General features: G+C 72.4%; 12 protein-coding genes and 2 pseudogenes. 6 read left to right on the top strand and 8 right to left on the bottom strand.

The window, feature by feature from the left end:
* Positions 1 to 353 precede the first annotated feature (353 nt).
* Positions 354 to 1,268 carry a helix-turn-helix transcriptional regulator gene (locus RND61_RS03205; RefSeq protein WP_315876074.1) on the top strand — a complete coding sequence of 305 codons (915 nt, stop codon included), beginning with the start codon at positions 354 to 356 and terminating at the stop codon, positions 1,266 to 1,268.
* 467 nt (positions 1,269 to 1,735) lie between these two features.
* On the opposite strand, the gene RND61_RS03200 is transcribed toward RND61_RS03205, so the two are convergent.
* From RND61_RS03200 to RND61_RS03190, 3 genes are all read right to left on the bottom strand, one after another.
* Positions 1,736 to 2,755 carry a winged helix-turn-helix domain-containing protein gene (locus RND61_RS03200; protein ID WP_315876073.1) on the bottom strand — a complete coding sequence of 340 codons (1,020 nt, stop codon included), beginning with the start codon at positions 2,753 to 2,755 and terminating at the stop codon, positions 1,736 to 1,738.
* A gap of 381 nt (positions 2,756 to 3,136) precedes the next feature.
* The gene (locus RND61_RS03195) at positions 3,137 to 3,712 is read right to left on the bottom strand and encodes a tellurite resistance TerB family protein (protein ID WP_315876119.1); all 576 of its coding nucleotides are present in this window, start codon (positions 3,710 to 3,712) and stop codon (positions 3,137 to 3,139) included.
* A 663-nt stretch (positions 3,713 to 4,375) separates the two neighbouring features.
* Entirely contained in the window at positions 4,376 to 4,780 is a 405-nt protein-coding gene (locus RND61_RS03190; RefSeq protein WP_315876072.1) for a hypothetical protein, read from the bottom strand.
* Between the two features lie 321 nt (positions 4,781 to 5,101).
* Here RND61_RS03190 and RND61_RS03185 point away from each other — a divergent pair.
* Positions 5,102 to 5,905: pseudogene (locus tag RND61_RS03185) on the top strand (transposase family protein).
* Positions 5,906 to 6,032: 127 nt separating this feature from the next.
* On the opposite strand, the gene RND61_RS03180 reads toward RND61_RS03185, so the two are convergent.
* Positions 6,033 to 7,403: an amidohydrolase gene (locus tag RND61_RS03180; protein ID WP_315876071.1), complete on the bottom strand. Its 1,371-nt coding sequence runs from the start codon at positions 7,401 to 7,403 to the stop codon at positions 6,033 to 6,035.
* Positions 7,404 to 7,807: 404 nt separating this feature from the next.
* Here RND61_RS03180 and RND61_RS03175 point away from each other — a divergent pair, with 404 nt between their 5' ends.
* From RND61_RS03175 to RND61_RS03160, 4 genes are all read left to right on the top strand, one after another.
* Positions 7,808 to 8,296, top strand: a complete 489-nt coding sequence (locus tag RND61_RS03175) for a hypothetical protein (protein ID WP_315876070.1) — start codon at positions 7,808 to 7,810, stop codon at positions 8,294 to 8,296.
* 1,227 nt (positions 8,297 to 9,523) lie between these two features.
* Positions 9,524 to 11,872: a M4 family metallopeptidase gene (locus RND61_RS03170; protein WP_315876069.1), complete on the top strand. Its 2,349-nt coding sequence runs from the start codon at positions 9,524 to 9,526 to the stop codon at positions 11,870 to 11,872.
* Positions 11,873 to 12,840: 968 nt separating this feature from the next.
* Positions 12,841 to 13,314, top strand: a complete 474-nt coding sequence (locus tag RND61_RS03165; protein WP_315876068.1) for an NUDIX hydrolase — start codon at positions 12,841 to 12,843, stop codon at positions 13,312 to 13,314.
* Between the two features lie 300 nt (positions 13,315 to 13,614).
* Positions 13,615 to 14,307, top strand: a complete 693-nt coding sequence (locus tag RND61_RS03160; RefSeq protein ID WP_315876067.1) for a nitroreductase family protein — start codon at positions 13,615 to 13,617, stop codon at positions 14,305 to 14,307.
* 132 nt (positions 14,308 to 14,439) lie between these two features.
* Here the strand turns inward: RND61_RS03160 and RND61_RS03155 are convergent, their stop codons facing one another.
* The 4 genes and pseudogenes from RND61_RS03155 to RND61_RS03140 form a co-directional block, all read right to left on the bottom strand.
* Entirely contained in the window at positions 14,440 to 16,674 is a 2,235-nt protein-coding gene (locus RND61_RS03155) for a glycosyl hydrolase family 18 protein (RefSeq protein WP_315876118.1), read from the bottom strand.
* A 482-nt stretch (positions 16,675 to 17,156) separates the two neighbouring features.
* Positions 17,157 to 17,658, bottom strand: a pseudogene (locus RND61_RS32820) (transposase); the annotation flags it as partial.
* 117 nt (positions 17,659 to 17,775) lie between these two features.
* Positions 17,776 to 18,732, bottom strand: a complete 957-nt coding sequence (locus RND61_RS03145; protein WP_315876065.1) for a nitrilase-related carbon-nitrogen hydrolase — start codon at positions 18,730 to 18,732, stop codon at positions 17,776 to 17,778.
* A gap of 467 nt (positions 18,733 to 19,199) precedes the next feature.
* The gene (locus RND61_RS03140; protein ID WP_315876064.1) at positions 19,200 to 19,781 is read right to left on the bottom strand and encodes a phosphotransferase; all 582 of its coding nucleotides are present in this window, start codon (positions 19,779 to 19,781) and stop codon (positions 19,200 to 19,202) included.
* Between the last annotated feature and the right edge of the window lie 498 nt (positions 19,782 to 20,279).

The raw sequence follows: 20,279 nt of genomic DNA, 5'->3' as shown, positions 1-20,279 counted from the left end.
CCCGCGGTGGGAGCGCACCGGGGCCGAGGGGCCCTTCCCCGCGCGGACGGGGGCGCTTGGAGGCTTCGCGCGCACGCGGCGTGGTGCCGATGGTGCGGTACCGGCCCTTTTTCGTCTGTACGGCGGCCGGGGTCGACCCCCCTCCTCCACCGTGCCACGCCGTCGACCAGCGCCACGTCGCTCCGGCGACCGGCCGGACCGTCGTGAACCGGCCCACGCGGGCGCCGGTCGCGGTGCGCGGCGAAGGCGGAGCCGCCCGCCGCGTTGCCTGCCGCCCCGCGATGGGAAAGGAGTGGACTGCCGGCCCCCGTGAGGCGGGTGTGGGCACGGAGACGGAAGGGGGCGAAGCGTGCATGGACAACGCGACGGCGCTCGTACGTGATCGCCGGTACGAACAGGTGGTGGACCTGGCGGTGCGGGTCCTCGAAGCGCCGAGCGGCCAGGAGGTGTGGAGGGCCGTCGCGGACACGATGCTGGACCTGTGGGACGGGACGGCGCTCGTCATGAAGGGCGGCGGGTGGACGCCGGATGCCGGTGAGGTGCGCGTGTGGCGCCGGGACCGGGGGCCCACCGCCCTGGACCCGGTGACGTCCCGTCAGGTGCGGGCCGGGTTCCCCTTCGCGGGCCACTACGGCGCGGGGCGCGACCGTACCCCGATGACGGCCGCGCAGATCGCCGGCGGGAGGGCCTGGCGCGACAGCGAGACGGCGAGCGTGCTACGCGGCTCCCTCGACACGGAACACGTCCTCGCCGTCCCGCTGCGGCAGCTCGACGGACACGTGCTGGGCTTCCTCGTCCACCGGGCCGGACGGGACTTCACCGACCGGGAGCGCGAACTGGCCGCCCGGCTCCAGCCCCTCCTGGCCGCGGCGATGGTCCACGCGCATACGCTCACCACCTCCCCGCCCCCGCCCCCGCCCCCGGCGTCGGCGGTGGTGGAGCGACCCGGGATGCCCGTACCGGAGCTCACCGCCCGTGAGCGGACCGTGCTGGCCCTGCTGGCCCAGGGGCTGACGGCCACCGCCCTCGCACGCCGTCTCGGCAGCTCCCCGCGCACGGTCCACAAGCACGCGCAGAACGTGTACCGGAAGCTGAACGCCTCCGACCGGCTCAGTGCCGTGCTGCGGGCCCAGGAACTGGGGCTGCTGCCGGTCGGCCGGTGCCGGTGCCCGGGCCCCGGGTGCGCGGGCGGCGCCGCGCCCGCCGGGGCCGGGCCGGTACGGTGCGGCGGTCCAGCCGTGGGGGTACCGCGCGACGGTCGGGGGTGAGGCCGCACCCCCTCGACCGCACCGTGGCCCGGCCGTATCCCGTCGCTTCGACGGTGGCCGAGACGCCGGACCGGCCGCCACCGCCGCTCCGAGAACCGGGCCCGGCCCCGGGCCGGTGGAGCGTACGGCTCCGCTGCGGGGCGGACGGGGCCCGGCGACGGGGCGGGAGGGCCTCTTCCCGCGGTCGGGGTGATCGCCGTGGCGTTCCCGACCGGCGGCTTCGGCGACGGGGCGCACCACCACACCGTCGTACGGACGCCGGTGCACCGTCACGTGCCCGTCGCGGACCACGGCGTTGCCCGGGCGTGCCACCGGGCGCCGGCCCGCACGTGCGTCACCGCCGGACACCTGCTCGGCACGCCCGGTGTGTCGGCCGGGACGGTACGCCGATCCTGCGGTCGGGAGCCGGTGTCCTCCGCGCGGTCCTGTACGCGTGCCACCGCCTCGGCGCGACCCGCGCCGTCCTTTCACGGGTCCGCGTGCGACAGCAGGTCCACGAGAGCGTCACCGCGAGCCGTCCGACTGACCCAGACGTGCTGTTTGCGCCGCTCGCGGGTGAGGAGGGCGGCGGCTTCCAACTGCCCGCAGTGGTACGTCGCGGTCGCCAGGGGGCAGGCCACCGTCCGCGCCAGCTCTCCCATGGTGCGGGTGATCGTCAGCGCGCGCAGGATCCGCGCGCGCAGGTCGCCGAGGACGAACGTCAAGGCGTCCGCCGACTCGGGCCTGAGGCCCCCCTCCCACAGGGAGGACAGTTCGGCGACCGGGTAGCCGAGCCACACCACGTCGGGCAGGTCGAGGCTGAACAGCGACGCGCCGTGGCCGGACACGACGGGTACCAGGACGAGACGTCGGCCGTCGAGCCCGCACCACCGCGGATGCGGATCGGGCACCCGCAGGGTTTCCGGGCGGTAGCCCACCCGCGGGCTCAACCCGCTCAGCACGGTCTCCAGCGCCCCGCTCACCGCCGCGACGCCCACGCGCTGCGTCTCGCGATCCATCACCGGCCGGGCCTTGTCCCACACCGGCGCGAGCACCTGCCACACCGCGCGGAGGAGGGACGCGTACGCCGTGAGGAACGGCCGCGGGCGCGCGGCCACCGCCCGCCACCGCGGCGGAACACCGGTCCGCACCCCGTCCCCGTCCGGACCGTCCTCCCGCCACGTCTCCAGTTCGTGCAGCAGCACGTCCGGCGACAGCTCCGCCAGGCGCTCCAACTGCACCGCCGGGTCGGTCTCCCACAACGGGGCGGCGGCGGACAGGCAGTGCGGGATCCGCAGGGCGTCCCGTGCGGTCAGCGGCTGCAGCACCGCTGACGCGTCGCCCGGCACCGCCTCCCGCACCTTGCGCCGCCACGCGGGGTGCACGCCCTGCGCGGGGCCGCCGAAGGCGTCGGCGACCACGGACATGAGCGTCGCTCCCGGCTGCGGGAGCACGGAGACGCGAACCTCGTCCAGCGGCCCGAGCGCCAGGCGCGTGTACGTCACCACGCTGCCCCACCGTCCTGCCGCGGGGCGACGCCGCGCACACGGCGTCGTCGCCGGGCGCCGTGCGCCCGCCCGCCCTTCCCCGCGCGCGCGAGCATGCGGGTCCCTCCCTTCGTCGCGAACCGCTCCCCGGTCCGGACGGCCCGGGAAGCGTCCGCCCGCCGCGCGGTCGGCGCAGGTCCCGGCCCCACTTGACCTGCTGCGACTATGACCAGCGGCGATCCGCGGCCGGTATGGGCACAACTGCGTACGGGCCAACCCCGGCACCCCACTTGACGGAACCGCTCGACGACCTCACGGGCCACGCCGGGACCGTCGGCCCCGGCCGGAGGCGGCACGGCCGCGGTCGTCCGGCCCTGGAGGGGCGGCTGCGGAAGGGGGCGCTCAGATGCCGAACTCCGCGGGCGGGATACCCAGGGCGGCGCATGCTTCGCGGACGGCCTGCTGCTCGGACGGCTCGAAGTACCCGTCAGCACCGGCGACGACGATGCCGGTCTGGATGACCGCGCGGGCTTCCGTCGGTTTCTTGGCGGCCTTGGCGATCTCCTGCAGCACCTCTGCCCTGCCCGGTCCGAAGTCGGCGACGAGCCTGTCCACATGCTGGTTGAACCGCTGGCGGAGCTGGTCCGCCGGGAAGTTCTGCAGGACCTCGTTGGAGAGGATCAACTCTTCCACACGTTGCCGTTCCGCCGGCTCCACATGTCCGTCGGCCGCGGCCACCAACGCGCACATCGCCATGCTGGCGTCCCGGTAGGCACCGCTCTTGAGCTCGGTCTTGACCGAGGCGAGCTGGGACTTGAACAGTCCGACCAGCTGGGCCTTGGAACCACCGGGGGCCTGCCCGGAGCCGTGGCCACCGTGCTGGCCCTGGCCGGGAAGCCCGTGCCCGCCCGCTCCCCGAGCGCTCTGGGACTGCTGGAGGTTCTTGGCCTGGTCCTTGATCCGGTCCCACATCGCCACTGGTGCCACCTCGGCTTCTGTTGCTGTCTGTCCGGTCGTGATGCTCGGACGCGCTTCGTCGCGGCCCACTGGGGGAACGCCCCCGGAAGCCGCCGAGTTCCCCAACGGCAAAGATTCCGTAAAGATGGCTGACCGGGGAGGCGAAACGGCCGTGCGGGCGGACCGCGGCGCGCATCAACGGGACTCCTCGCCGCCCCACGCCCCTGGTGTCCGTCCGGTGTGGGCGAGGCATTCGTTTTCGGTGTGGCCGCCGAACCGCCGGGCTCGCCGCGGGCTCGGGAAGCCCGCTGGCTTCCTCGTCCTCCCCGGGCCGGCGCGCCGGGGGAGTGCGGGTCGCGCCGCACGAGGACGAACCACCCCGGTTCGAGCGGCCGAAGCGGGGCACCCGAGAACCCGGTACGGCCGCTTCACGCCGAAGTCGGCGGGGTACGCGGAGGCGAAGTCCCAGAGAGAGGTCTTCACTTCGCCTCCCGAGCGAAATGGGCGGCTGCCCGGCGCAGGTCCTCGCGCTCCAGCCACCATTCCTTCTTCGTCTCCGCCGTACCCACGCGTTTCGCCGAGGGCGCGGTGGTGGGGGCCGGCAGCAAGAGAGGGGGAGCCGGTGGTGCACCGGCTCCCCGGGAGGGTGTGACGGTCAAGCCGCCGCGCTTGGCGGTCAGGGGGTCAGACGCACACCTTCTTGTCCGTGGCGCAGGTCTTGATGTTGGCGGCCGAAAGGACGATGTTGAAGCTCTTGTACGCGTTGATCACCGACACCTCCAGGTTCTTGAGGTAGAGCGTCAGGTCGACGACGTTGACCTCCACGTTGTTGAGGGACTTCTCCAGGACGGTGATCTGGTTGTCGCTCAGCACCTTGTCGTTGAAGACGACGACGTTGACGTTACCGATGTTGACGCCGCCGACGTCGATGAAGTCGGAGCAGTCCACCTTGTGGTCGGGGCCGCCACCCCAGTTGACGCACTCGTAACTGCGTTCGTTGCTGGAGGCCGCTACCGCGCTGGGGGCCACGGCGCCACCCATCAGCGCGGCGAGACCTGCGGCTGCAACGATGCGTGAGAGCTTGGACATGGTGCCTCTCCTTCTTCCTGTCGAGTCGCGACAGGGGAACGGATCGATGGAAGCACTTCGGACGATCGGCCGTCGAGTGTCCGGACGGGACCCTCTTCGGTTCCCTCGCCTTGCGGCGGGGCCGCCGACCGGTGGCCAGATTAATCCGCGCTCTGGCGCAATCCCAGCCCACGAAAAGGGGAATATTCATTCCATAAGACCCCTGAAAGGGTGAATAATATTGACTAGTGGTTATGAAGGTGATAGGCCGCGCTGGCGCATGGGGTTCTTTCCGACCTGTCTGCGTGGTGCGGCGGCTGGTCTGACGACATGGCGAAGCCCCTGGTCGATGGGTTTTCAGCCAGGAAGAACCGTCTCCACCAGAGGCTTCGTGCGCCTGACCATCCGTCCGGATCGGGCCTGTCCGGCTCTGCCCTGCGCGTCCGCACCACTCGCCTGCGGGAACACCGCCGGGTGCCCGGCGCCCGTTGGCGGTGCCCGAGTGCCGGCCGGCAGGCCTCGCCCGCCCTCGTCCACCTCCGCAACGACCACCCCTACGCCCAGCTTACGGTTGGCTTCGCACCGGCACCACCACCGCCTACTGCTACCTCACCGAAGCCGTCGACCTCCTGGCCTCGCCCGCCCCGGCCCTGGGGGCGGCCTCGGTGAAGGCGCACGTCCTGCTGGGCGGCAGGCTCCCGCCGATCGCCCCGACCTTCCGCGGACCACAGCCGTCCCACTCCGGCAAGCGCAAGAAGCACGGGATGAACGTGCAGGTCACCGCCGGTCCTTCCGGCCGTCCGCCGTGGGCTTCACCCGACCTGACCGGAGCCGTCCACGACGTCCGGGTGGCCGCGAGAACGGCATCATCGGTGTTCTCGCCGGAGCCTGCGTCCGGTGCTGCGCTGACACGGGACAACGCGGAGCCGACGCCACAGCCCGTGCCCCTGCCGGGGCCGACGGGAGGCCCTGCCCACAGGCCGACAGGCGGTCAAGCGCTCCCACGTCGCGAGCCGGGCCCTCGTCGGACAGGCCGTCGCCACCCTCGGGTCCCGGCGGCTCCTTCACACGCTCCGATGCTCGCCCACCCGCATCGCGAGCCTCGTCCAGGCCGCCCTGTGCCTGCGTCACGCCGGCCCGGACTGAAGGTGGAAAAGGCCCGGTGCGCCGGCCCCGTCCGCGCGAGTCGGGCTTTTCGCGCCCTGACCGAGAGAACGTCTCCCGTCGGTCCCGGTGGGCCCCGGCGACGTCCGGGCCCCGGTGGGCGGCCGGGTCAGGTGTCGTACTCCTGGATGCGCCGTCCGTGGTCGCGCGCGGTCAGTCCGGGCAGCCGCTCCGTCAGTTCCCGTACGACGGCTCGCACGTCGAGGGTGAGCAGGACGCGGTCCCGCATCAGGACGCGGCCGTCGACGATCGTCGTGCGGACGTCGGCCGCACGGGCGCTGTGCACCAGGGTGGCGGCGAGGTCGTGGACCGGCTGGGTGTGCGGAGCGGTGAGGTCGACGAGAACGAGGTCGGCGCGCCGGCCGGGCGCGAGGGCCCCGACCCGGTCCCCGAGGCCGACCGCGCGGGCGCTCTGCGTGGTGGCGTGGTGCAGGGCCTGGCGGGCGGTCAGCCAGCGCGGATCGCCCTCGGCGGACTTCTGGACCAGGGACGTCAACGCCATGGCCTCCCACACGTCGAGGGAGTTGTTGGAGGCGGCGCCGTCGGTGGCGAGGCCGACGGGGACGCCGACCGCGCGCAGGGCCCGTACCGGTGTGGTCGTCGGCCAGGCGAACTTCAGGTAGCCGCGGGGCGCGGTGGCCACCGCCGTACGGCCACCCGTGCGTTCCAGCAGCGGCAGGTCCCGCTCCAGGATGCCGGTGCCGTGGGCGATGAGCAGGTCGGTGCCGAGCAGGCCGGCGCGGTCCAGGACCTCGATGGGGGTGCGGCCGTGCCGGGCCAGGCTGGTCTCGGTCTGGTCGCGGTTCTCGGCGGCGTGGATGTGGACGGGCAGGCCGTGCGCGCGGGCGAGGTCGGCGGTGTCCGCGAGGTCGGCGTCGGTGACGGTGTAGGGGGCGTGCGGGGCGAGCGCGGTGGTGATGCGGCCGTCGGCGGCGCCGCGCCGGCGGAGCGCGAACTCCAGGGACGCCTCCCGGCCCCGGGGCCCCTGATCGGAGAAGTAGACCTGACCGAGGTGGGCGCGCAGCCCGCACTCGGCGACGACGTCGGCGACCGCGTCCATGTGGAAGTAGTGGTCGGCGAAGCAGGTCACCCCGCCCCGGATCATCTCGGCGCAGGCGAGCCGCGCGCCCAGCGCCACGTCCCGCTCGGTGAGGTTGGTCTCGACGGGCCAGACGACGTCGTTGAACCACTCCGCCGTCGGCAGATCCTCGGCGAGCCCCCGCAGGGCCACCATCGGCGCGTGCGTATGGCAGTTGATCAGGCCGGGCAGCGCGACCTGCCCGTGCGCCTCGATCCGCGTCACGGCCGGCACGTCCCGCGCGGCGGCTGCCGTGGTGACCGCGTCGATCACCCGGTCGCGGACGACGATCGCGGCGTCCTCGCGGAATCCGATCCGTTCCGCGCCGTCGTGCACCAGGGCCGCACACCCGGTGACGACGAGGTCGGCGGGAGAACCGCCCGGGGTTCCGACATCGCTCATGGAACCAACCTACGGGCCGTCGTACGGCACGACGGGGATTCGACACCGCTTGCGACGACACGGTACGACCACCGCGACACGGTACGGCCATGCGCACCGAGGAAGGGGCCGACAGGCCGGTGCCGGGGCAGTGGTCGAAGAGCGCGCGCCGCTCCTGGTTCCCGCTCTCCTGGACGGCGGCAACTCCGACGCGTACGTCCGAAAGTCCGGCCGGCACCGGCACCGGCACCTCAGCCCGGCCGCGGGCGGGACCGGCATCGGACGGAACGGCGCCTCCCGCGAAGGCCCGGCGCATCCACGATCCGGCTGTCCGTCACCACATCGAGCCGACTATGCGTGACAGTCCCCGCGCGCACCGTGTTCACTCGTAGGGTCGGGCCAGTTGACGGAAGGAAACGAACGAGATGCCCCATGACCTGACCGAGCTGGCGCGTATCGGCCGTGTGCTGGAGGAGGCACACTCCCTGCTGGAGGCGGACCGCAAACGCCTGGAAGAGCAGTACGGGCCGACACCGTACACGGACATCACCGCCGGCAGCCCCACGCAGACGCTGCACGGCATCGCGAGCCTGTCCAACGCCATGTCCCAGACGCTCAAATGGCTCGCTCTGGCCGCCGGCTACTCCGTCCTCGGGTTGGATCGCCGAGCCGATCACGCGCTGGAAATGGCGCAGATGAAACCGGTGGCCTTCCCGTCCGGTGCGGACCGCATGGCACGACCGCTCGGCGACGCCACCGTACGGGCGATGGAAATGGTTCGGGACCTCGGCTTCTTCGACGAGGAGATCGCGATCGCCGTCGACGTGGCCCTCGCGGCTCCACAGGCGACGTATCCACCGGCCGACTGGAGCGCACACGCAGCCGAGCGGCAGCGACGCGCCCAGTTCGAATAACACGGACCCATTGCCCCACTGACCCGCCGCTCCCGGTCCGCAGCCGCGCTCGCTCCTGGGCGGCGGCTGCCTGGTCTTCGGTTGCGGCCTGTCGTGCCCGGCGTCGGCCACGACAGGCCCGTGCCCGGTCTGCCCGCCGTCCCACCCCCGAAGCGGCGAGGTGGGGAAAGCGCGGTCGAGGCCGGGGCCGGCCCGTGCCGGTAGAGGAGCGCGCGGGCAAGGACCGGTGTCCAGCGCTCTGGGGGCAGCACCACCGGGCCGCCCCCGCCCCCGCCCCCGCGCCCTCGGCCGCTCGCGGGAACGGTGGGTCCAGCCGGCCCCAACCAGGCGCGGGCCGTGCCGCACGCCGCCCGTGCCGCCAGAAGCGCGGCGTTTCCCGGGCGCGCACCCGGTCCGGTGCCGGCCCCGGCCCGGCGTGACGCCCACGACCCGAACCCGTTCGCCACGGTGCTCCAGGAGCCGATGGCCGGGCGGGCAGGCCCGCGCACGGCACCGCCGCCAGGCCGCGGTCACTGAGGCCGCCGTCGTGCGCCGCGCCCGCGTCGAGCGGGCGGCCCGGCAGGACCGGGCCGCAGCACGGGGCGGTGGGGCGGTGGCAGGGGGTGCCGGTACGGGAGTGTCCTCGCCGCGCCGGGAGGTCTCGGCGGCCTTCTTCAGCGCGAGCTCGTCCCGGCCTCGGCCGGCCCGCCTCCGCTCGTGCGAAGAGCACCCTTCAGGCACCCGACGCGCACCTCCGCTCACGACTCGCGCGAAATAACCCTACTTTTCCTGCTCTTACTGGACTTGGCGTTCAAGCAGTTGGATTCCAGGGGTGGTCAAGAGCCCTTGTTCTTCACTCTGTTACGAGCAGACGTACAGCGGGCGCCGGGGGATTCACCCTTGGCGTGAAGGTGCTCCTCGCCGTTCAGGGGCTGGGTGCGCCGCCCGATGGCCTCCAGTGGCTCGAAATGTCCATGTGGCACGTACAAAAAGGGCTGGCCAAGAGGGTGTTGTGGGAAAGTGTCACCTCAAGTGCCTTTTTGTTTGCATGAGTTGAGGGACGGGTTGAACCCTCAATGAGTTTCGGACAACGACCCGGCCGCCCCTGCCCATCTCCTTCACTTCTTGAAAGCATCGACCTGCTCCGAGCGGCCCGCACCTCCGCCCGGAGACGGTCGTGCCGGTCCACTCCGGCACCCACGTCACCGGCCGTCGCGCGTACGGCCGGACACAAGGAGAGCTGCAGAAGTGGCTGACAGAGCGTTATTTTCCAGACACATATCGATACCCGGGCCTCGTCCCCTCCGGGGCGGTGCCGCTCCGCGGAGGCGCGCTGCGCTGACCGCGGTCCTCGCGGCGGGCGCGCTCCTCCTGCCCGTCACGACGACGGCGGGTCCGTCCGCCTTCGCCGCGGACACGGACCGGGCGCCTCGGCAGATCGAGGTCGCTCCCCGGTCCGGGGCCGGGAACGTCGAACTCTCCGTCCCGCAGCGGAAGAAGCTGCTCGAGGCGGCCTCCGACCAGAGCACCGCCACCGCCCGCCACCTGAAGCTCGGCGACCGGGAGAAGCTCGTACCGAAGGACGTCGTCAAGGACGCGGACGGCACCGTCCACACCCGCTACGAGCGCACCTACGCCGGGCTCCCCGTGCTCGGCGGCGACCTGGTCGTCCACGAGGGCCGTGCCTCCCGGACCGTCACCAAGGCCACCCCGGCGCGGATCACCGTGGACACGGTCGAGCCCGCCGTCGCGACCAGCGCCGCCAGGAAGGAGGCGCTGGCGGCGGGCGAGGAGGAGGGCGTCGCCAAGAGGGCCGTCTCCCGGGCGCCCCGCCAGGTCGTCTGGGCGGGATCCGGTGAACCCGTACTGGCGTGGGAGACCTTCGTCACCGGCGTCCAGGAGGACGGCACCCCGAGCCGCCTCCAGGTGGTGACCGACGCCACCACCGGTGAGCGGCTGCACAGTTCGGAGCAGATCCACGCGGGCGAGGGCCAGAGCCAGTACAGCGGCCCCGTGCGGATCGGTTCGGTCCACAACGGCACCGCGTACGAGCTGACCGACCCGGCGCGGGGCAACCACCGGACCTACTCGTTCGCCCCGGACAACACGCAGACACTGCTCACCGACGCCGACGACCACTGGGGCGACGGCACCGCCGCCCACGAGCAGACGGCCGCCGTGGACGCCGCGTACGGCGCGCAGAAGACGTGGGACTTCTACCAGCACCGCTTCGGCCGCAACGGCATCGCCAACGACGGGGTCGGTGCTCGCTCCCGGGTGCACTACGGCAGCGGATACGCCAACGCCTTCTGGGACGACCTCTGCTTCTGCATGACCTACGGCGACGGCCTCGGCGACGCCCGGCCCGTGACCTCCATGGACATCGCGGCCCACGAGATGAGCCACGGCGTCACCTACGCCACCGCCAACCTGCACTACTCGGGCGAGTCGGGCGGCCTCAACGAGGCGACCAGCGACATCATGGCCGCCGCCGTGGAGTTCTACGCCGACAACCCGCTGGACACGCCCGACTACACCATGGCCGAGCTGATCGACCTGCGCGGCACCGGCCGGCCGATCCGGTACATGGACCAGCCCTCCAAGGACGCCTCCGCCAAGGGCACCTCCCAGGACTACTGGACCCCCGAGACCAGGAAGCTCGACCCCCACTTCAGCTCCGGCGTGGGCAACCACTTCTTCTACCTGCTGGCCGAAGGCAGCGGCCGGAAGACCATCAACGGCATCGCGTACGACAGCCCCACCCACGACGGCAACCCGGTCGCCGGCATCGGCATCGAGAACGCCGCCGCCATCTGGTACCGGGCCCTCACGGTCTACATGACCAGCCGCACCGACTACGCGGGCGCCCGCGTCGCCACCCTCCGGGCCGCCAACGACCTCTTCGGCATGGACAACGGCGCGTACACGGCCGTCGGCAACGCCTGGGCCGCGGTCAACGTCGGCCCCTCGTACGTCAACAACATCGCGGCCGTCGTCCCGCCCGCCCAGGAGTCCGCGGTGGGCCAGCCGACCGAGTTGCGGATCGACGCGGTCTCGACCCGCCCCGGCGCCCTCCGCTACGCCGCGACCGGCCTGCCCGCCGGGCTGGGCATCGACACCGCCACCGGAGTCATCAGCGGCACCCCGACGACGGCGGGCGACTTCACCACGGTCGTCACCGTCACGAACTCCGCCTCGGAGTCCCGCGACGTGACCTTCGCCTGGTCCGTGCTGGCCTCGGGTGGGAACTTCTTCACCAACCCGGCCCGGGTCGACATCCCCAACTGGGTCACCGTCGAGTCCCCCATCGTCGTCACCGGCCGGACCGGCAACGCGCCGGGCGACCTCAAGGTGACCGTCGACCTCGTCCACGACTTCATCGGCGGACAGGTGATCAACCTCGTGGCCGAGGACGGCACGGTGATCCTGGTGAAGGACTTCGTCTGGGACGAGGGCAGGGAGCTCCACCACACGTTCACCGTCGACGCGTCGGCCGTGCCCGCCAACGGCACGTGGAAGCTGCGCGTCATCGACAACACCCCCGGCATCTTCACCGTCGACCCCGGTTACCTCGACGGCTGGAGCCTGACCTTCTGACGCTCCTGCCCACCCGGGCATGACGCCACCGGGCCCGGTCGTCCCCGAACGACCGGGCACCGCCCTGTCCGCGGACCCGGGGCGGCCCGTGCTCGGCGGCGGTTCCCTCCCGGACGCCCGCTGCGCTCCCGTCCCGCCGCCGGAGGCCCGCGCCGGCCGTCGAGGCGGACGCGGGCACAAGACCGAAGCGGTGGGCGACCGGCAGGAGCGTCACTCCTCCGGCTGCCCGTTCCAGCGGCGCAGCCAGCGGGGTTCGGCGGCGAGGGCCGTGCGGACCTCGCCACCCGGGCCCGTCAGGAGTCGTACGTGATCTCCAGGTCCGACGGTCCTGTCCGGCCCGCTCCACCGCGAAGGCGACCGCTCCTCCCGCGGCCGGCGCGCGGAGACCCCCGGCCTCGACGGCCGCGTGGTGCGCCCACGCGTCGTCCGGCAGGGCCGGGGTCACCAGGACGCCCCGCCCCTCCTCGCCGTGCCACTCGCGTACGTGCCCGCTGAGCACGTCGTCGGATGCCGCATGGACACGGCCCGCTCAGGCACGCTTCCCCGGCCGGTTCGGTGCCCGGTGTCCCGGCCGCCGTCCGACGGATCGCGCCCGGCGCTCCCCTTCCGGGACAGCGCGGACCGCTCCGCCGTCCGGTACGCCCGGTCGGCCGCCGGTCCGCCGGCCGTGTCGTCAGCGCCCTTGGCGGTGGGCGGACGCCCTCGGAGTCGACCGGCGCCGAGGCCGTCCGCCCGGTTCGGGGCACCCCGGGCGCCGACCCGCCCGTGCCGTTCCCGCTGGGTGCTCCGGCGACCGCCCGGCCGGGCGGCGATCGGCGTGCCCGGTCCGTCCGTAAGCACTTCTCCGGGCTCCGCCGCGGGGAACGGAAGTGGCTCCGGGCGCGAGGAGTCGATCCGGCTCCATCCTGCGCCATGGCGCTGCACGCGTCCCGGGCGTCGGGATAGGGTCCGATGGGAGGTGCGGGGGAATGAGTTTCCGGCTGGCGGCGTACGCCGTGTGCATCGAGGGCGGGCGGGTACTGCTCGCCCGTCACGTGTCGCCGGAGGGCGAGAGCACCTGGACCCTCCCGGGTGGCGGGGTCGAGCACGCGGAGGATCCGTTTGACGCGGTGATCCGGGAGGTCGCGGAGGAGACCGGCTGCGACGCGGTGGTCGAACGCCTGTTGGGCGTGGACTCCCGGGTGATCCCCGCGGCCGAACGTGCCGTCCCCGGCGGACCGGAGCATCAGAATGTCGGTGTCTTCTACCGGGTTCGTCTCACCGGCGGCTCACTGCGGCCGGAGCCGAACGGCGACATCGCCGAGTCGGTCTGGACCCCGCTTCCCGATGTCGCTCGCCTGCGCCGGTCGTCGCTGGTCGACATCGGCCTCGCCCTGGCCCGGACGCTTCCGGCGACCGGCCACGTCGCTGCCGTCCCGGTCGGTGGTCTGATCCAGCACTGAGGCGCCATCGCCCTGGGAACGGCCCGTCCCGCAGGCGGTTCCGTTCGCCGGGGCCTTGGTCAACCCGTCCTGATGGTCGGGGAAGCCGGCCGGGAAGACCGACGAACTCGTGCCCGGGACGAGGGTGTCATCGTCATCGAAGAACACGGCGCCCGCATGATCGGACGAGAACACCGGCCGAGGGGGCTGCCATCACGCGGAACGCCGGATCGGGGACACCCCCACGCACTGCCGATGCACGCCCACAGCTAGCCGGTTCTGATCTTTACCGCGGCCCGCCCGGCGTGCTGTGCTGCCCCTATGGACCAGACCAATGAGCTGAACGGAACGCCGGCCGCCGGCCCCGCTTACCCCACCGTTCCGCACCGGCCGATGGCCGTACCGGCCGGGGAGGCCGAGGAACGGGCTCGCGCCTTCCACGAGGTGATGGCCCGTCGGCGTACCGTGCGTGAATTCTGCGACCGCCCCCTGCCCGAGGGCGTGGTGGAGTGGGCGATCCGTACCGCCGCCACCGCGCCCAGCGGGGCGAACGTCCAGCCGTGGCGCTTCGTCGTCCTCACCGACCCGGAGCGCAAGCGGCACCTGCGCGAGGCGGCCGAGGCGGAGGAGCGGGAGTTCTACGACCGCCGGGCCTCCGCCGAGTGGCTGGAGGCCCTGGCGCCGCTGGGCACCGACTGGAGCAAGCCGTTCCTGGAGGTCGCGCCCGTAGTGATCGTGGTCTTCGAGGTCCACAAGGGGCCCGACACGCCGCGTCCCTACTACACCAAGGAATCGGTCGGCATCGCCGTCGGCCTGCTGCTGGCCTCGCTCCACCAGGCGGGTCTGGCGACGCTCACCCACACCCCGAGTCCGATGCGTTTCCTGAACGAGGTCTGCGACCGTCCGGCGGAGGAACGGGCCGCCTACGTCATCCCGGTCGGTTATCCGGCCCAGGACGCGCGGGTCCCCGACATCCACCGCAAGCCCCTGGAGCAGGTGATGGTACGGCTGTGACCACGCCGCCGGCGGCGGCACCCGCCGGGTCGCCCGTCGGGGCGGTACCCGTCGGGGCGGTGCCCCCGGGCGGACGGCGGGACGTCCGCCCGGGGGTTCCGTGCGGCCCGGGGCTCTCCGGGCCGTTCCGCGCTACTTCAGTCCGCTGTCCAGCGCGGTCATCAACCGGCCGTTCGGGGTGTCGCCGGACATCTCCCAGACGAAGCCGCCCAGCAGCCCTTTGGACTTGATCCAGTCCGTCTTCTTCCCGATCGACCAGGTGTCGTCGAAGGACCACCACTGGCCCCCCGGGCCGGTGTAGCCGAACGTCGACACCGACTCCTCGTCGTGGTGGACGGTCATGGACGGGAAGCTGGTGATCAGGTTGTTGTAGCCGCGGGTGCCGGCCTCGGTGCTGAACTGGCCGGGGGCCGCGCCGTTCGCGTCCTGCCACTCGCCGTTGGCGCCGCCGTCGGCGACGCCCTGCCAGCCGCGTCCGTAGAAGGGGAAGCCCACCGTCAGCTTGCGCGGGTTGACCCCGGCGTCGAGGTACGTCTGGATCGCGTTCTCGATGCTGAAGTGGAAGGGGTAGGGGTCCTGCGCGTCGGCGCGGAGGTTGGACGCGTGACCGGTGCGTCCCGGTTCCCAGGAGTTGTCGCTGCCCGCGCCGTGGAAGTCGTACCCCTGCACGTTGGCGTAGTCGAGGGAGTCGAAGATCCGGCTCAGGTCCCAGCCGGCCTCGATCTTCGCCGGGTCGGCCGGGGTGAACGCGGTGAGCAGCCTGTGCTCGCCGCCGAGCGCGTCGAGCTGCTTGCGGAACTCGGCGAGCAGGGCGGTCAGGTTGTCCTTGTCCTGGGAGCCGTAGTGGTTGCCCGGGTGGCCTTCCGAGCCCGGCCACTCCCAGTCGATGTCGATGCCGTCGAAGACGCCCGCCGCGGTGCCCGGCCCGCCCGCGCCGTTGTGGACCGGCAGGTTGCCCTTGATCCATACGTCGATGCAGGACTTGACGAGTTTCTCCCGGGAGGCCTGCGTGGCGGCGGCGTCCGAGAAGAACTTCGAGTACGTCCAGCCGCCGAGCGACACGAGGACCTTCAGCTTCGGGTACTTGGCCTTGAGCTTCTTCAACTGGTTGAAGTTGCCGCGCAGTTTGCCCCAGCCGTCGTCGGCGACACCGTCGACCGACTGGGCGGCGGACATGGGGCGCGCGTAGTCGGCGTCCGCGTCGCCCGCGCCGGTGCCCTCGTCGGGGTCCTGCGGATTGCCGGAGGTGCTCTTGGTCACGCCGGCCTGGCAGGTGAGGTTCTTCGGGTCGAGGTTCTCGAAGGCGTAGTTGACGACGTCGAGCTGGGCCGCGGCGCCGGAGGTGTCGAGGTTCTTCACGAAGTACTGGCGCCCGTAGATGCCCCACTGCACGAAGTACCCCACCTTGAGCTGCTTGCCCGGGCCGGCCACGTCGTCGGTGGTGACGTTCACGGCGTTGGAGGCGGCCGACGGGTTGTCGGCGGTGTCCCGGGCCTTGACGGTGAAGGTGTAGGCGGTGGCCGGGGAGAGCCCGTCCACCGTGGCCGTCGTGGTGTCCGCGCCGACGGACTTCACCAGCGTGCCGCCCCGGTGGACGTCGTAGGCGGCCACGCCCACGTTGTCGGTGGACCCGTTCCAGGCCAGGGTCACGCTGGAGGCGGTCTTGCCGGTGGAGCGGAGGTTGCCCGGGGCGGTCGGCGGGGTGGGGTCGGTCGACGGGTCCACCGTCCCGACGGTCAGCGGGGCGCCGGCCGGACCGGTGTTCCCCCGCCTGTCCTTGGCCCGGACGGTGAAGGTGTAGCGCGTGGCCGGGGTCAGGCCGGTGACCGTCGCGGAGGTGCCGCTCGTGGTGGCGACGGTGTCCGGGCCGCTCAGCACCTCGTACGAGGCCACGGCGTGGTCGCCCGGTTGCGCGGCGGCCCAGCGCAGCGCGACCGAGTGCGCGGTGACCGCGGTCGCCTCCGGCGCGCCGGGGGCGGTCGGGGGGACGTCGGGGGTGCCGTCGCACTTGTCGCCGTTGACCGTGCAGCCGGTCGGGGTTCCGGCCGTCCCGGTCGCGGTGAACCAGTAGCTGTACGGCTCGGTGCTGCCGCCGGCCGGGACGTTCCCGTTGTAGAAGGCGTTCTTGACGGTCACGTGGCGGCCGGAGACGGTGACGTCGCCGTGGTAGTTCCCGGTCAGGGACATCCCGGCCGGCAGGTCGAACTCCAGGGTCCAGCCGTTGACCGCGGCCGTACCGCCGTTGCGGATGACGTACGTTCCCTTCCACCAGGAGCCGTTGTCCTGGGTGGTGAAGGTCGCCGTCAGGGTTCCGGCCGCCTGGGCGGGTGCCGCGAGGGTCGTGAGGGCCGCGAGTGGTAGGAGCATCACGGTCGCCAGGGCGGTGATCCAGCGCCGGAGCCGTCCGGCGCCGGAGGGGCGGGGTGCCCTCGCCCCGGAGAGCGGTCTTCTTCCGTGAAGTGGTCTGCGCCTGTGGAACATGGCTCTCCCTGTGGTGGTGGGGGTGGTACAGGGGTGAGGTGAACCGTGCGCGTGCGCGTGCTGTGCCCGGACGAAGGCGGGCCGGTGCGCTGAACGGGCCGGGGTACGGCCCGATGCCGTCTTCGGCAGGTGTCCACAAGGTAAAAGGTCTGGACCAATGCGTCAACAGGTCGGGGACGACCCGGGAGATCCGGCCCGACGTGCCTGTCCGGCCCCCGGCCCCGAGGCCCCCACCGCCCGGTCGCCCCACCTCACCCCTGTACGTCCGCCCCGAGGTGGCGCAGGTCGAGGACCGCGCCGGCCGGGTCCATCCCGGCGGCGTCGACCGAGTACCGGCCGCTGCACGGATCGGACCGCGGGCCTCCACGCCGGTCGGTGACCGTGGGGATCGCCCGGCGCGAGACGTCGACGTCGTGGACCTCGGCGAGGTGAGCCTGGACCTCTCCGGCGGTCAGGCCCTTCGCGGACGGCGAGATGACCCGCTCGTCCGCCCCGGTCGGACGCTTGGGCCGCTCCTTGGCGCTCTTCGGCTCGAAGGAGCCGTCGCGGGCGCGGGGAAGCGGGCGCGGGGGAGGGGCGTCCCACCGGACCGACATCGTCCAGGACGGTCTTCACACGCGTGCCGTTGCGGGAGTCGCCGCCGTTCTTCCCGGCCGGGTCGTGCTTGTCGCAGCCAAGACGGTCGGTGACCCCGCCCTCCGGGGCCGACTCCAGCAACCGCTTCGTCAGCTGCTGGAGTCGGCCCGCGCCCTCCCCGGTCGGCCGCAGGCCCTCGGCCCGGGCCCGGGAGAGCGGCTCGTCGACCAGCCGGTCGTCCGTTGCACTCGCCGACTGAGGCTCGGCCACCTCGCTGATCTCGGCCTCGGTCACGTACTACTGGTCATCGGCGCATCCCCACGATCGGGAGTCGCACCGAACGATCTGCGGTCCCGACGAGCATCGCTCTCCACGATGTCGACGGTTTGGCCGGATACGTTCAGCGGTTCCTCATCGTCCGTCCCGGGTCGGGTTGGCGGGACCGGTGACGGTGACGGTGGCGCGGGCCGTCTGGTCGACGTGGAGGGTGAAGACGTCGGGGCGGGCGTAGTGGCCGGTCGGGTCGAAGTCGAAGCGGGCCCGGGGCAGGTCGTCGAGGTCGAGTTCGGCGGCCAGGATGCCCTCGCTGCCGCGCAGTGGGCCGGCCAGGACTTCACCGAGCGGGGACACGATGAGCGAGCCGCCGCCGATGAGTACGGTGTCGGGTTCGTCGCCCTGGACGGGTCGGACATCGGCGGGCAAGGCGTCGCGCCGCAGGTACTGACTGGCGCTGAGTACGAAGCAGCGCCCCTCCAGGGCGATGTGGCGCATCGTGGCCTGCCAGACGTCACGGTCGTCCACGGTAGGAGCGCACCACAGCTCGACGCCCTTGGCGTACATGGCGGTGCGGAACAGCGGCATGTAGTTCTCCCAGCAGATGCCCGCACCGAGGCGGGTCGTGCCGGTGTCGATCACGGGCATCGTGGAGCCGTCGCCCTGCCCCCACAGGTAGCGTTCGGCGGCCGTGGGCATGAGCTTGCGGTGCAGGCCGAGGTACCCGTCGGGGCCGAAGAACAGCGCGACGCAGTACAGGGTGCCGCCCTGGCGCTCGACGGCGCCGACGACGGCGTGGCAGCCGAGTTCCCGGGTCAGCGCGGCCAGGGCGTCGACCTCGGGACCGGGTACGTCGATGGCGGAGGCGTGGTAGCGGCGGAACAGTTCGCGGCCGGCCGGGGTGCGCCTGCCGACGGTGATGTCGAAGTCCAGGCCTTTGGGGTAGCCGCCGAGGAACGCCTCGGGAAGGACGACGACATCGGCGCCGTGCCGTTCGACGGCCTCCCGGATGAGTTCCTCCGCCCGGCGGAGCGCGGCGGGCGTGTCGAAGAGGGGAGCGGCGGCCTGGACGACGGCCGCAGTGAGTGTGGTCATGCCGTCGACGCTAGAAACCCCGCCGCGTGTCGAGCAAGCCGATCCTCGCACGGGTCGACGTTGGCGAAGCCGAATTCCGCACGGCTGGCTTGAAACTTCTGGTGGTCCTCGTCGCGCCGGCGCGCGAGAGCGGTGTCACGAAGGTGGCGGCGGCCCTGCACCCGGACGCGGACCGGGGAGCGAGGGCCTGGCGGGGGCGAGAGCCCGGTGCGGGCGCGGCGGGTGACCGTGCCGGGCAAGGCCGATCGGGCACCACCAGTGCGGCCACCCGAGCACGAAGCGGCAAGCCCGCCGCGTCTGCTGGTGGCCGCCGCACGTACCACCGCCGGGCCGTACCCCCGCGTCCGCATGATCCGCGCGGTGATCCGTTCCAGCAGTTCGGGATCCAGCACGCGCCGGATCGTGGAAGGCCGTCCGACCGCCACGGGAAGGAACCAGCGGATCGGCCGCGGCCGTTGCTCGCGCGCTCACCGCACTGAGCGTTCCAGCGCATCCCGGTGATCGGAAACCCACTGACAGGCTGTCCGAACCTGCCTCGCCGCCCCGGCGTCACGAAGCCGGGCCATGGCGGCGTCACCCGCATCGGCCTGGGACTCGATGCCCCGCCAGCACCGGTCCTGCCACCACAGGATCGTGGACACGAGACAGCGCCGGTCCGACAACTCGTAGCTGTCGACGATCAGCCTCATGCGCCGGGCCGCCTCCTCGACGTCGGTGACCGAAGGACCCAGATCGAGGTACTGCCAGCAGACGTGAGCGACGTCATGGATCCGCGCGCCCGGCGCGGCAAGGTCCCAGTCGATGAATGCCGCCGGCCGGAGCCCACCCCCGCACAGCCGATAGACCGTGTTCTTGGGCGACAGATCGTTATGGCATACGACCTCTTGGTCACCGGCCAGCGGGGTGCCGGCCGTCAGGTCGTGGAACTCACGTACGAGCCGGGCGACCGTCACCAGACTCTCGTCGGATGAGACAGCAGCAGGTTGTCGCGGCTCCCACGCCACATGCCCTTCAAGGTAACTGAGGACTTCACGGCCCTCGTCGTCCACACCGAGGTACCGCGGGGCACCACTCCAGCCACGTGCTTCAAGCAACCTCAGCAGATCACCCACGAACCTCGTGCGAGCCGAGGCTGGACGGCGCACCGTGTCCCCGACACGAACGACCGCATTGACGAAACCTCCGGGCAAGGGCGACTCAGGCATCCGTCCACCCTGCCCGATCGTCGGCCCGAACCGCCATGGACTTGTCCTGACGCTTCATCCGCCTCCGAGGCAACTCCGCCAGATGATCCACCGCGCAGGCAGTCGTCCCCGACCGGCGTGAGCCCCCCGAGGACCGGTCACACCAGCCCTTTGACCTGTGGCTTCAAGGTGGCGGAGGCGCACTCACCCGCCCACCGTCGCCACCGAGGGCGGCGAGGCGGGGGAGTGGTGGGACCGGACGGTCGAGACACCGTACGGCTGCTGGCCGGACGCCTGTCGGCGGAAGGCGTCTGACTGGTCGCCCTGACCGCTGCGGCGGTTCACCGTCGCCAGACTCCCACC

The organism is Streptomyces tamarix (assembly GCF_032423885.1).
GTDB classification, from domain to species: Bacteria; Actinomycetota; Actinomycetes; order Streptomycetales; family Streptomycetaceae; genus Streptomyces; species Streptomyces tamarix.
This window is presented reverse-complemented; position numbering and strand designations above follow the sequence as displayed.